The following is a 13,223-nucleotide window of genomic DNA, read 5'->3' as shown; positions in this document are numbered from 1 at the left end:
GTTCGTCATAATGGCCGTCTATAACTGTCACGCTCGCCCGTTTGCGCGGGCTCAGGAGTCTGCCGTGAGCTTTACCCCTGCCAACCGTTTGTTCCCCGCTACCCGTTTGCGCCGCAACCGTCGCGATGATTTTTCGCGTCGGCTGGTACGGGAAAACGTGCTGACGGTCGATGACCTGATCCTGCCGGTGTTCGTGCTTGACGGTGAGAACCGTCGCGAAGCCGTGGCCTCGATGCCCGGCGTCGAGCGCCTGACCATCGATCTGCTGCTTGAAGAAGCGGCGAAATGGGTCGAACTGGGCATTCCGGCGCTGGCGCTGTTCCCGGTTACGCCTGTCGAATTGAAATCCCTCGACGCCGCCGAAGCCTGGAACCCGCAGGGCATTGCCCAGCGCGCCACTCGTGCGTTGCGTGAGCGGTTTCCCGAGCTGGGAGTGATCACTGACGTCGCCCTCGATCCGTTCACCACCCATGGGCAGGACGGCATTCTCGACGAAGAAGGCTACGTGCAGAACGACATCACCGTCGACGCGCTGGTCAAGCAGGCGCTGTCCCACGCCGAAGCCGGCGCTCAGGTCGTGGCACCGTCGGACATGATGGACGGTCGGATTCAGGCGATCCGCGAAGCGCTGGAGATCGCCGGCCACGTCAATGTGCGGATCATGGCCTACTCGGCCAAGTACGCCAGCGCCTATTACGGGCCGTTCCGCGATGCCGTGGGTTCGGCAGCGAATCTGGGCAAGGCCAACAAAGCCTCGTATCAGATGGACCCGGCCAACAGCGATGAAGCGTTGCACGAAGTCGGCGCGGACTTGTCTGAAGGCGCGGACATGGTCATGGTCAAACCCGGCATGCCGTACCTGGACATTCTTTTCCGGGTAAAAGATGCCTTCAAAGTGCCGACCTTCGTCTATCAGGTTAGCGGCGAATACGCCATGCACATGGCGGCGATCCAGAATGGCTGGTTGAGCGAGGCGGTGATTCTCGAGTCACTGACCGCCTTTAAACGTGCCGGCGCTGATGGCATCCTGACTTACTTTGCTGTCCGCGCCGCTCAATTGTTACGAGAGCAGAAATAGCCCTCCCAGGAACATTCGATGAATACCGAAGGACTCACTGAAGTTGCAGTAAAAGAAGCTCAACCGGTGGTGGAGCAAATCACCGAAACCCCGCCGGAACTCGAACCTGCGCCGCCCGCGCCGGTCACCGAAGCCGTTGCGGCGGCGCCAGTGATTGCGATCCCGGGGCTGGATGACAGCAGCCTGTACATCCACCGCGAGCTTTCGCAACTGCAGTTCAACATCCGCGTGCTGGAACAGGCGCTGGATGAGTCCTATCCGTTGCTGGAGCGGCTGAAGTTCCTGCTGATTTTCTCCAGCAACCTCGACGAGTTCTTCGAAATCCGCGTCGCCGGCCTGAAGAAGCAGATCACCTTCGCCCGGGAACAGGCCGGTGCCGATGGTCTGCAACCGCATCAGGCGCTGGCGCGGATCAGCGAGCTGGTGCACGGTCACGTTGATCGCCAGTACGCGATCCTCAACGACATCCTGCTGCCGGAGCTGGAAAAGCATCAGGTGCGCTTCATCCGTCGCCGTCACTGGACGACCAAGATCAAAACCTGGGTGCGCCGCTACTTCCGCGACGAGATCGCGCCGATCATCACCCCGATCGGCCTCGACCCGACGCATCCATTCCCGTTGCTGGTAAACAAGAGCCTGAACTTCATCGTCGAACTGGAAGGCATCGACGCCTTCGGTCGCGATTCCGGTCTGGCGATCATTCCGGCACCGCGCCTGCTGCCTCGGATCATCAAGGTTCCGGAAGAAGTCGGCGGCCCGGGCGACAACTATGTGTTCCTGTCGTCGATGATCCACGCCCACGCCGATGACCTGTTCCAGGGCATGAAGGTCAAGGGCTGCTACCAGTTCCGCCTGACCCGAAACGCTGACCTGGCGCTCGACTCCGAAGATGTCGAAGACCTTGCGCGCGCCCTGCGTGGTGAGCTGTTCTCGCGGCGCTACGGTGATGCGGTGCGTCTGGAAGTCGCCGATACCTGCCCGAAACACCTCTCGGACTACCTGCTCAAACAGTTCAACCTGAGCGAGACCGAGCTGTATCAGGTCAACGGCCCGGTCAACCTGACCCGCCTGTTCAGCATCACCGGTCTGGACAGTCACCCGGAGCTGCAATACACGCCGTTCACCCCGCAGATCCCGAAACTGCTGCAGAACAGCGAGAACATTTTCAGTGTCGTCAGCAAGCAGGACATCCTGTTGCTGCACCCGTTCGAGTCGTTCACCCCGGTGGTCGACCTGCTGCGGCAGGCGGCGAAAGATCCACATGTTCTGGCTGTGCGCCAGACCCTGTACCGCTCCGGCGCCAACTCGGAAATCGTCGATGCGCTGGTGGACGCCGCGCGCAACGGCAAGGAAGTGACGGCGGTCATCGAACTGCGCGCACGCTTCGACGAAGAGTCCAACCTGCAACTGGCCAGCCGTCTGCAAGCGGCCGGTGCGGTGGTGATTTACGGCGTGGTCGGTTTCAAGACTCACGCCAAGATGATGCTGATCCTGCGTCGCGAGGCCGGCGAGATCGTGCGTTACGCGCACCTCGGCACCGGTAACTACCACGCCGGCAACGCCCGTTTGTACACCGACTACAGCCTGCTGACTTCCGACGACGCCTTGTGCGAAGACGTCGGCAAACTGTTCAGTCAGTTGATCGGCATGGGTAAAACCCTGCGTATGAAGAAGCTGTTGCATGCGCCGTTCACCCTGAAAAAGGGCATGCTCGACATGATTGCCCGGGAAACCCAGTTCGCCATCGAAGGCAAACCGGCGCACATCATCGCCAAGTTCAACTCGCTGACTGATCCGAAGATCATCCGCGCGCTGTACAAGGCCAGCCAGTCCGGCGTGCGCATCGATCTGGTGGTGCGCGGGATGTGCTGCCTGCGTCCGGGCATTGCCGGGGTTTCGCACAATATCCATGTGCGCTCGATCATCGGTCGCTTCCTTGAACACACCCGAGTGTTCTACTTCCTCAACGGCGGCGAGGAGCAGATGTTCCTCTCCAGTGCCGACTGGATGGAGCGCAACCTCGACAAGCGCGTCGAGACTTGCTTCCCGGTGGAAGGCAAGAAGCTGCTGACTCGCGTCAAGAAAGAGCTGGAGCTGTACCTGACCGACAACACCCACAGCTGGAGCCTGCAGTCGGATGGCCGTTACATCCGCAACACGCCAACCGGCAACCAGAACCCGCGCAGCGCGCAGGCGACGTTGCTGGAACGCCTGGGCAGCCCGATTTTGCCGGTGAGCAGCTAAGCCTCGGTTTCAGGTGAAATAAAAAGGCGATCCCTCGGGATCGCCTTTTTTGTACGCCAAACACCGACCTGTGTAGGAGCTGCCGAAGGCTGCGATCTTTTGATCTTGCCGTTTAAAGAGCAAAAGATCGCAGCCTGCGGCAGCTCCTACAGGGGTTATCAGTGGACTGTCAGCACGATGCCAACCCGCGTCAGCCATTCGGCCTCCAGGCCAAAGTCAGCCTGAGTCAGCTGATTCTCATCCAGCCAGTGCTCCGGGAATTCCACGTCGAGGGTGTTGCCCTTGGCGTGCAGCACCACTTGCGGCATCGCCTGGGTGCCACGGATGTGGTGGAACAGGATCGCGAAGCGCAGCAGCACGCACAGGCGGATCAGCTTGTCGCCGTCGTCACCGAATTCGGCGAACTTGTCCTTGGGAATGTTGCGGCGGTGGCCGCGCACCAGCAGGGCGAGCATTTGCTGGTCTTCGCGGGAGAACCCGGCAAGGTCCGAGTGTTCGATCAGGTAGGCGCCGTGCTTGTGGTAGTGGTAGTGCGCGATGTCGAGGCCGACTTCGTGGACTTTCGCCGCCCAACCGAGCAGTTCGCGCCAGATGCCGTCGTCCAGCTCCCAGTCTGCAGCGACCTGATCAAAGGCGTGCAGCGCTTTGCGTTCAACTCGCGCGGCTTGTTCCAGGTCGACGTGATAACGCTCCATCAACGAAGTCAGGGTGCGTTCGCGCACGTCTTCGTGGTGATGGCGGCCAAGCAGGTCGTAGAGCACGCCTTCACGCAGTGCGCCTTCGCAGTGATCCATGCGTTGCAGTTCGAGGGCGTCGAAGATCGCTTCGAGAATCGCCAGACCCGCGGGGAAGATCGCCCGGCGGTCAGGTTTGATGCCTTCGAAATCGATCTTGTCGACGTCACCCAGTTTGAACAGACGACGCTTGAGCCAGGCCAGGCCTTCGGCATTCACTTCGCCGGTGCCATGCCCGCCGGCCTTCAGCGCCAGGCCGATGGCGCGGATGGTGCCCGAGGAGCCGATGGCTTCATCCCAGGTCAGGCGGTGCAGGGCGTGCTCGATGCTCATGATCTCCAGCCGCGCCGCCGTGTACGCCTGGGCGTAACGGGCCGGGGTGATCTTGCCGTCCTTGAAATAACGCTGAGTGAAGCTGACGCAGCCCATTTGCAGGCTTTCGCGCAGCAGCGGTTCAAACCGCTGCCCGATGATGAATTCGGTACTGCCGCCGCCGATGTCGGCCACCAGACGCTTGCCCGGGGTGTCGGCGAGGGTGTGTGACACGCCCAGATAAATCAGCCGCGCTTCTTCACGGCCGGAGATGACTTCCACCGGGTGACCGAGGATTTCTTCGGCGCGGTGGATGAATTCCAGACGATTGCGCGCTTCGCGCAGGGCGTTGGTGCCGACGATTCGCACGGCGCCCAGCGGCATGCCGTTGATCAGTTGGGCAAAACGCTTGAGGCAATCGAGCCCGCGCTGCATCGATTCTTCGTTGAGATGGCGCTCATCGTCGATACCGGCGGCAAGCTGCACTTTCTCTCCGAGGCGCTCCAGAATACGGATTTCACCGTTCTGGGCCTTGGCCACGACCATGTGGAAGCTGTTGGAGCCCAGGTCGATTGCGGCGATCAGGGACAGATTCTTGGCTTTGGATTGCGGCATGGTCAGGGGGTCTCGGTCGATAACCCCGCCATCGTGCCACGATCAAACGCTGGCGCCAACGCGCATGGTTCAAACCGTTGATCCTGCGCATAAAAGCTTGAGACCGCGGCGCGGCCATTCGCGAGCTAGCTCGCTCCCACAGGTTTTGCGGCGAACACACCATAGTGGTCCAACAGAGATCCCTGTGGGAGCGAGCCTGCTCGCGAAGGCGTCCGCCCCATCACTACGGCTATTTCAGGCTGTCGCTTCCACCGTGCCAATGAAATTCGCCAGCTCCGCCGTCTGCGGATGGGCAAACAACACCTTCGGATCCCCCACTTCATGCACCTTGCCATGGTGCATGAACACCAGTTTGTCGCCGACTTCCCGGGCGAAACGCATTTCGTGGGTGACCATGATCAGCGTCATGCCTTCTTTCGCCAGCTGGCGCACCACGGCCAGCACTTCATTGACCAGTTCCGGGTCCAGCGCCGAGGTGATCTCGTCGCACAGCAGCACTTTCGGCGACATTGCCAGCGCCCGGGCAATTGCCACGCGCTGTTGCTGCCCGCCAGACAACCGATCCGGGAAGGCGTCGAACTTCTCCCCCAGGCCGACGCGTTCGAGCATCTTGCGCGCCAGTTCGGCCGCCTTGGCCTTCGGTACTTTCTGCACCACTTGCGGCGCGAGCATCACGTTCTCGCCGACGGTCAGGTGCGGGAACAGGTTGAACTGCTGGAACACCATGCCGACTTTCTGCCGCAGGCTGCGCAGGTCGGCGCGGGCGGCGTCGAGGTACTCGCCGTCGACTTCGATTACCCCGTCATTGATCGACTCCAGGCCGTTGAGCGTGCGCAGCAGGGTCGATTTGCCCGAGCCGCTGCGGCCGATGATCGCCACCACCTGGCCTTCCTCGACGCTCAGGTCGATGCCTTTGAGCACGTGGTGATCGCCGTAGTATTTATGCAGGGCGGAAATTCTAAGCAGAGGCATGCAGTCTCCTTTCCAGGTAGCGCGCACTGAGCGACAAGGGGTAGCAGAGCAGGAAGTAGCCGAGGGCGACGAGGCCGTAGACCATGAACGGTTCGAACGTGGCGTTGGCGAGCATGCCGCCGGTCTTGGTCAGCTCGGTGAAACCGATGATCGAGGTCACCGCCGTGCCTTTGACCACTTGCACCGAGAAGCCCACGGTCGGCGCCACCGCGATGCGCAACGCCTGCGGCAGGATCACGTAGCGCAGTTGCTCCAGCGGATTCAGCGCCAGGCTCGATGACGCTTCCCACTGACCGTGAGGGATCGCTTCGACGCAACCGCGCCAGATCTCCGCCAGATAGGCGCTGGTAAACAGCGTCAGGGCAATCGCCGCCGCCATCCACGGCGAGATCTCGATCCCGGCCAGCGCCACGCCGAAGAACACCAGGAACAGCTGCATCAGCAGCGGTGTGCCCTGGAACAGTTCGATCCAGGTGCGGGCAATGTTGCTCGGCAACGGTTTTTTCGAGATGCGCATGACCAGAATCAGCAACCCGACGATCCCGCCACCGATGAACGCCACCAGCGACAGCGCCAGCGTCCACTGCAGGCCGGTGAGCAGGTTGCGCAGGATGTCCCAGAAGGTGAAGTCGCTCATCGGCTGCTCCTCGCGATATAGCGGCGGCCGACCCAGTTCAGCAACTGGCGGATCAGCAGCGCCATGCACAGGTAAATCAGCGTGGTCAGCGCGTAGGTTTCAAAGGCGCGGAAGTTGCGCGACTGAATGAAGTTGGCAGCGAAGCTCAGCTCCTCAGTGGCGATCTGCGAACACACCGCCGAGCCGAGCATGACGATGATGATCTGGCTACTCAGTGCCGGCCAGACCTTGCCCAGCGCCGGCAGCAGGACCACGTGGCGGAACGCTTCGAAACGGCTCATCGCCAGTGCGGCGGCGGCTTCCAGTTGCCCGCGCGGAATCGCCTGGATGCCCGCGCGGATGATCTCGGTCGAGTACGCGCCGAGGTTGATCACCATCGCCAGCACCGCTGCCTGCCACTCGGAAATCTGCACCCCAAGCGACGGCAGGCCGAAAAAGATGAAGAACAACTGCACCAGAAATGGCGTGTTGCGGATCAACTCGACGTAGACGCCGAAGAGTGCCGAGAACGGGCGAATGTTCCACGCCCGCACCAGCGCGCCGACGATGCCGACGCCGACGCCGAGCACTGCGCCAATCGCCGTCAGTTCCAGGGTGAACAGAGCGCCGCGCAGCAGCAGGTCGGTGTTTTGCACCACCGGCATGAAATCGAACTGATAAGCCATCGATTGTCTCCCGCGCGACCGATCAGAGGTCGGCCGGCAGCGGCTCTTTGAGCCAGGTCTGCGAGTTTTTCTCCAGCGCGCCGTCGGCCTTGGCGGTGGCGAGGATCTCGTTGACCTTGCCCAGCAGCGCGGGCTCGTTCTTGTTTACGCCGACGTAGACCGGCGAATCCTTGAGCTTCACTTTCAGCGCCGGAACGCGTTTCGGGTTCTTCTCGCTGATCGCCACCATCACCACGTTGCCGCTGGCGATCAGGTCGACTTGCCCTGCGAGGTAAGCGGCGATGGTCGAGTTGTTGTCCTCGAAGCGCTTGATGGTCACGCCTTCGGGGGCGACCTTGGTCAGCTCGATGTCTTCGATGGCGCCACGGGTGACACTGATGGTCTTGCCCTTGAGGTCGTCGAGCGTGTTGACGGTGGCATCAGGCGGGCCAAACACCGCGAGGTAGAACGGCGCGTAGGCGTGGGAGAAGTCGATGACTTTCTCGCGCTCCGGGTTCTTGCCGAGGCTGGAGATCACCAGATCGACCTTGCCGGTGGTGAGGAACGGGATGCGGTTGGTGCTGTTGACCGGGGTCAGTTCGAGTTTGACCTTAAGTTGATCAGCCAGCAGCTTCGCCGTGTCGATATCCAGGCCACGGGGTTTCATGTCCGGGCCGACCGAGCCGAATGGCGGGAAGTCCTGAGGCACGGCGACTTTCAGTGTGCCGCGTTTGACCACGTCTTCCAGACCGTCGGCGTGGGCGGGCACCTGGCTCAGCATCAGGCTGGCAAACAGGGCGGTGAGGAGGGCGCTGTAACGCAGGCTCATGGCAAATCTCCGGATCGGCGGGAAGTGTTTTCTGCGATCGGACAGAGCATGCGCCGTGCCAACACCGCGCCGGATGCCACGCAGGCCGCGGATTTGGCGTGTTCTTTCGGTCTTACTGGTCTGAACAGTCAGGATGTTTTTCGCACCTCGATAGCGCATCGCGCCAAGGCGTCGAACCCCGCTGGGGCACGACTTGCCGGATCCGGCGAATAGCTTTACAACTAGCCGCACCTTGGCCTGGCTCGTCTGAACAACCATGAACTCGATCTCCCGCGCCGTACCCGAAGTGGCGCTGCAAGCCATACGCAAACTGATCACCGAACAGGGGTTCGGTGCGGGCGATGCGTTGCCGTCGCAACGGGATCTGGCGGTGCAACTGGGGGTCAGCCGGGCATCGTTGCGGGAGGCGCTGTCATCGCTCAGTGCGCTGGGTGTGGTCAGCATCCAGCCGGGCAAAGGCGTGTTCGTGCAGGCACCGGTGGACATTGCGCCGGGTGACCATGCGCCGGGCTGGCCGTTCGCGGCGCAGGCTTCGCCGCTGGACATCTTTCAGTTGCGCTATGCGCTGGAGGGTTTTGCCGCCGGGCTGGCGGCGGTGACCTTGAGCACGATCGATCTGGATGCGCTGGAGGACAACGTCGCGGCAATGCGCGAGCAATTGAAGGCTGGGGACTTCGAGGCTGCGGCGAAACTCGACTTCGAATTCCACCGGCGCATTCTGCTGGCCAGCGGCAATCAGGCGATGCTGAGCATCCTCACTGCGAGCGCCGAGATCTTTCTGGAGAGCCAGAAGCTACCGTTCATCCGCGCCGAACGGGCGATGGAAACCTGGCAGGAGCACCGCAAGATCCTCCGCGCCCTCGCGCGCCGGGCCTCCGCCGCCGCCCAGAAGGCCATGCAAGAGCACGTGCGCAACGCGGCGCTGCGCACCGGGATCGCCTTCATCGCCCCCGCCACCGCGTGACTTGGGCTATACCCAGACTCATGGGGCGCCATAGCAAGACTCAATCAACTGCGGCTTCCTGAACAAGGGAAGGGCGGATATGATGGGCCACGTTTTTTTGCTTACAACCTGGAGAATTCCATGAGCAGCGATCTGATCAAACACGTTAGCGACGCCAGCTTCGAAGCCGACGTACTCAAGGCCGAAGGCGCTGTACTGGTCGACTACTGGGCTGAATGGTGCGGCCCTTGCAAAATGATCGCTCCGGTTCTGGACGAGATTGCCGAGACCTACAAAGGCAAGCTGACCGTTGCCAAACTGAACATCGACGAAAACCAGGAAACCCCGGCCAAGCACGGCGTGCGTGGTATCCCGACGCTGATGCTGTTCAAGAACGGCAACGTTGAAGCGACCAAAGTCGGCGCCCTGTCGAAGTCGCAACTGGCTGCTTTCCTCGACGCCAACATCTAAGCGTCGCTGTAAATCGCCGAAAAAAAGCCTCGCAATTTGCGGGGCTTTTTGCGTATTCAGGGCTAGACGCTCCGAAACTCAGGTGGTACATTCGGCCCCGCACTGGTTTCTCCACTGCCCCCTGCTAGCCGTCGCCGACGCACTCCTTTTCGAACAAGTTCGCGATCCTGTCGCCTTCTCCGCGGCGCGGCCTCATTAAGCCAAAAGCTTAATTTCCCCCCCTCCATAAATGATTACGTCATTCCTATATGAATCTGACTGAACTCAAGCAAAAGCCGATTACCGAACTGCTCGAATTGGCCGAACAGATGGGCATAGAAAATATGGCCCGTTCGCGCAAGCAGGACGTGATTTTCTCCCTGCTGAAAAAGCACGCGAAAAGCGGCGAGGAAATCTCCGGTGATGGCGTGCTGGAGATTCTCCAGGACGGCTTCGGCTTCCTGCGCTCCGCTGACGCTTCCTACCTCGCCGGCCCGGACGATATCTACGTCTCGCCGAGCCAGATCCGTCGTTTCAACTTGCGCACCGGTGACACCATCGTTGGCAAGATCCGTCCGCCGAAGGAAGGCGAGCGTTACTTCGCTCTGCTCAAGGTCGACACGATCAACTTCGATCGTCCCGAGAACGCGAAGAACAAGATTCTCTTCGAGAACCTGACCCCGCTGTTCCCGACCGTGCGCATGAAGATGGAAGCCGGTAACGGTTCCACCGAAGACTTGACCGGTCGTGTGATCGACCTGTGCGCCCCGATCGGCAAAGGCCAGCGTGGTCTGATCGTTGCACCGCCGAAAGCCGGTAAGACGATCATGCTGCAGAACATCGCGGCGAACATCGCGCGTAACAACCCTGAAGTGCACCTGATCGTGCTGTTGATCGACGAACGTCCGGAAGAAGTGACCGAAATGCAGCGCACCGTGCGCGGCGAAGTGGTTGCCTCGACCTTCGACGAGCCGCCGACCCGTCACGTGCAGGTTGCCGAAATGGTGATCGAGAAGGCCAAGCGCCTGGTCGAACACAAGAAGGACGTGGTGATCCTGCTCGACTCCATCACCCGTCTGGCCCGTGCCTACAACACCGTGATCCCGAGCTCCGGCAAGGTGCTGACCGGTGGTGTCGATGCTCACGCCCTGGAGAAACCGAAACGTTTCTTCGGTGCTGCGCGCAACATCGAAGAAGGCGGCTCGCTGACCATTATCGCCACCGCGCTGGTTGAAACCGGCTCGAAGATGGACGAAGTGATCTACGAAGAGTTCAAAGGTACCGGCAACATGGAGCTGCCTCTGGATCGCAAGATCGCCGAGAAGCGTGTGTTCCCGGCCATCAACATCAACCGCTCCGGCACCCGCCGCGAAGAGTTGTTGACTGCCGACGACGAACTGCAGCGCATGTGGATCCTGCGCAAGCTGCTGCACCCGATGGACGAAGTGGCGGCCATCGAGTTCCTGGTCGACAAGCTGAAAACGACCAAGACCAACGACGAGTTCTTCCTGTCGATGAAACGCAAGTAACATCGCCAGTTGAAGCGGAAAAAGGCGCCCTCGCGGGGGCGCCTTTTTTTTGCATGAAATTTGTCTCGGCAATGAGCGATTCCTGATCTGTTAAGGTCTGTGATCGGGCAATACAACCAGCAGCGCTCGCGAGCCTCTCGACTCGGGCTCGCGCTGTATAAAAACCACCACCTGATTGGCATTAAAGATTTTATGAGCACACTCGCTTATCGAAGGGATATCGACGGCCTGCGCGCAGTCGCGGTGATCGCCGTGGTGCTGTTCCACTTTGGCGTTCCGGGGTTTACCGGCGGTTTTGTCGGCGTGGACGTGTTCTTCGTGATCTCCGGTTACCTCATCACCTCGATCATCTGGAACCAGCGTCAGGCCGGGCGTTTCAGTTTCGTCGAGTTCTGGGCGCGGCGTGCGCGGCGCATCCTGCCGGCGCTGTTCGCGATGATCATTGCGGTGCTGGCGGTGGGCTGGTTCCTGCTGGCGCCCAAGGACTACGAAGAACTGGGGCGTTCGGTGCGCTATCAGGTGACGTTCGTCTCGAACATCCTGTTCATGCGCCAGGACGGTTACTTCGACGTCGCCTCTGACCTGAAACCGCTGCTCCATACTTGGTCACTGGCGGTGGAAGAGCAGTTCTACATCTTCTTCCCGCTGCTGCTGACGTTGCTCTCGAGCCGGTTGAAACACTGGCGGCTGGCGCTGTTCGCTGTGCTGCTGGTGTCGTTCGGGCTGAGTGTGTGGGCGATCCAGCATCATCCGGAAAAGGCTTTCTTCCTGTTGCCGATGCGTGCCTGGGAGTTGCTCGCCGGGGCGATGCTGGCGATTGCACCGAAACACGCCTGGCGTTTGAAACCGCTGGCCGCCCAGGCCTTGAGCCTGCTGGGCATGGGGTTGATCCTGCTGGCAGTGTTCGTCTACGACAAGTCGATGCCGTTCCCGGGAGCGACCGCGCTGCTGCCGGTGCTGGGCGTGGTGCTGCTGATTCTGGCCAACGGTCATCGCGAAACACTGGTTGGTCAATTGTTGAGCAGTCGGGTGATGGTCGGCCTCGGCCTGATTTCCTATTCCTGGTACTTGTGGCACTGGCCGGTGTTCGTGTTTTCCAGCTACGCCAGCGTCGATGAGCCGGGCGCGCTCGACACGGCCGGGTTGATCCTGCTGACCCTGGTGCTGGGTTATCTGTCGTGGAAATTCGTCGAAACGCCGTTCCGCGAACGGCGTTTGCTCGCCGGTCGTCGGCAGATTCTGCTGGCCGGTTTCTGCGGCATCCTGGTGCTCGGTCTGGCCGGGCAATCGCTGCGCTGGACCGATGGCCTGCCATGGCGCCTGTCCGAGCAGGCCCTGCAATACGCCAAGGGCCGCGAGTGGCGGCCGGAGCTGATGGCCTGTCTGGCGGATGACAAGACCCCGGACGACAAGCTGTTCTGCCATTACGGCGTGGCGGATCTGCCGACCCACGCGATGGTCTGGGGTGACAGCCATGCCACGGCGCTGATCCCGGTGTTCGATGACGGTGCCAAGGCCCACGGCGTCAGCGTGATCCTGGCCAGCTCCCCCGGCTGTATTCCGGTCGACGGGCTGGAACATGACGGTGTCTGTGCGCGTTTCAACCAGCGTGTCGAGCAGGGGCTGAAGGCGCAATCGGTCAGCGATGTGGTGCTGGTTGCGCGTTGGAGCCTGTACCTGTACGGCGATGCCAAAGGTGATCTGGGCCACGTGCTGAGAACCACCGATGGCCGCTATGATCGTGCCGACGCCGAGCGGCGCCTGGCTGAAGGTCTGCGGGCCCGAGTGGCGCAATTGCGTGCCGGCGGGCATCGCGTGTGGCTGGTGAAAGAGGCGCCGTTGCAGGCGTTCAGTCCGCCCTATCGGCTGACACGTCTGGCGATGCTCGATCGTCCGGTCGATGACGTCGGGCTGGACGTCGAGGCGCACCACCAACGCCAGGTGTTCATCAGTCAGCTGTTTGCGCAACTTGCGCAGGAGGATCCGGCCGTGCGCGTGGTCGATCCGGCGCCACGGCTGTGCGATGACAAAGGCTTGTGCCACGCCGAACTCGGCGGCTATTCGCTGTACACCGATGACAACCACCTGTCCGAAGTCGGTGCGCGGTTTGTGGCGCCGATCCTCGAGCCGCTGTTTATGAGCCTGCAAGCCCGGGAAAACCGTGGGAAAGCGCAGACCAATGCAGCCAAGTAAGCAGCGACAGGCTGCCACAGGGCTGCATAGCAGGTAGGATGTA

11 protein-coding genes are annotated in these 13,223 nt (G+C 61.3%); 6 read left to right on the top strand and 5 right to left on the bottom strand.

The genetic code is table 11. The features are described 5' to 3' along the window. The first annotated feature begins 64 nt into the window (after positions 1-64). Together hemB and ppk1 are read left to right on the top strand one after the other, a co-directional pair. Positions 65-1,078 carry a porphobilinogen synthase gene (gene hemB / locus ACYZUM_RS25285; protein ID WP_041072033.1) on the top strand — a complete coding sequence of 338 codons (1,014 nt, stop codon included), beginning with the start codon at positions 65-67 and terminating at the stop codon, positions 1,076-1,078. 18 nt (positions 1,079-1,096) lie between these two features. Next, the gene (gene ppk1, locus ACYZUM_RS25280) at positions 1,097-3,322 is read left to right on the top strand and encodes a polyphosphate kinase 1 (RefSeq protein WP_007968444.1); all 2,226 of its coding nucleotides are present in this window, start codon (positions 1,097-1,099) and stop codon (positions 3,320-3,322) included. Between the two features lie 158 nt (positions 3,323-3,480). On the opposite strand, the gene ppx is transcribed toward ppk1, so the two are convergent. The 5 genes from ppx to ACYZUM_RS25255 form a co-directional block, all read right to left on the bottom strand. Beyond that, complete coding sequence (gene ppx, locus ACYZUM_RS25275) at positions 3,481-4,983, bottom strand: exopolyphosphatase (RefSeq protein ID WP_041072037.1); 1,503 nt, start codon at positions 4,981-4,983, stop codon at positions 3,481-3,483. A 234-nt stretch (positions 4,984-5,217) separates the two neighbouring features. Further along, positions 5,218-5,955, bottom strand: a complete 738-nt coding sequence (locus ACYZUM_RS25270; RefSeq protein WP_103520362.1) for an amino acid ABC transporter ATP-binding protein — start codon at positions 5,953-5,955, stop codon at positions 5,218-5,220. Continuing rightward, positions 5,942-6,592 (bottom strand): amino acid ABC transporter permease, encoded by a 651-nt coding sequence (locus ACYZUM_RS25265; protein WP_108184162.1) that lies wholly within the window; start codon positions 6,590-6,592, stop codon positions 5,942-5,944. The genes ACYZUM_RS25270 and ACYZUM_RS25265 overlap by 14 nt, the downstream gene beginning before the upstream one ends. After that, positions 6,589-7,257 carry an amino acid ABC transporter permease gene (locus ACYZUM_RS25260; RefSeq protein WP_041072042.1) on the bottom strand — a complete coding sequence of 223 codons (669 nt, stop codon included), beginning with the start codon at positions 7,255-7,257 and terminating at the stop codon, positions 6,589-6,591. The genes ACYZUM_RS25265 and ACYZUM_RS25260 overlap by 4 nt, the downstream gene beginning before the upstream one ends. A gap of 22 nt (positions 7,258-7,279) precedes the next feature. Further along, positions 7,280-8,065, bottom strand: a complete 786-nt coding sequence (locus ACYZUM_RS25255; protein WP_108184161.1) for a transporter substrate-binding domain-containing protein — start codon at positions 8,063-8,065, stop codon at positions 7,280-7,282. A 256-nt stretch (positions 8,066-8,321) separates the two neighbouring features. Here ACYZUM_RS25255 and ACYZUM_RS25250 point away from each other — a divergent pair, with 256 nt between their 5' ends. The 4 genes from ACYZUM_RS25250 (at position 8,322) to ACYZUM_RS25235 (ending at position 13,180) form a co-directional block, all read left to right on the top strand. Next, positions 8,322-9,029, top strand: a complete 708-nt coding sequence (locus tag ACYZUM_RS25250) for a FadR/GntR family transcriptional regulator (RefSeq protein ID WP_108184160.1) — start codon at positions 8,322-8,324, stop codon at positions 9,027-9,029. A gap of 120 nt (positions 9,030-9,149) precedes the next feature. After that, complete coding sequence (gene trxA, locus ACYZUM_RS25245; protein ID WP_003206727.1) at positions 9,150-9,479, top strand: thioredoxin TrxA; 330 nt, start codon at positions 9,150-9,152, stop codon at positions 9,477-9,479. Between the two features lie 248 nt (positions 9,480-9,727). Next, positions 9,728-10,987 carry a transcription termination factor Rho gene (rho, locus tag ACYZUM_RS25240; RefSeq protein ID WP_003229334.1) on the top strand — a complete coding sequence of 420 codons (1,260 nt, stop codon included), beginning with the start codon at positions 9,728-9,730 and terminating at the stop codon, positions 10,985-10,987. A 192-nt stretch (positions 10,988-11,179) separates the two neighbouring features. Next, positions 11,180-13,180: an acyltransferase family protein gene (locus ACYZUM_RS25235; RefSeq protein ID WP_142579866.1), complete on the top strand. Its 2,001-nt coding sequence runs from the start codon at positions 11,180-11,182 to the stop codon at positions 13,178-13,180. The last annotated feature ends 43 nt before the right edge of the window (positions 13,181-13,223 follow it).

Source organism: Pseudomonas sp. m6p, from assembly GCF_055760375.1.
The sequence above is the reverse complement of the archived record's forward strand: the minus strand, read 5'-3'. Positions and strand labels throughout refer to the sequence as shown.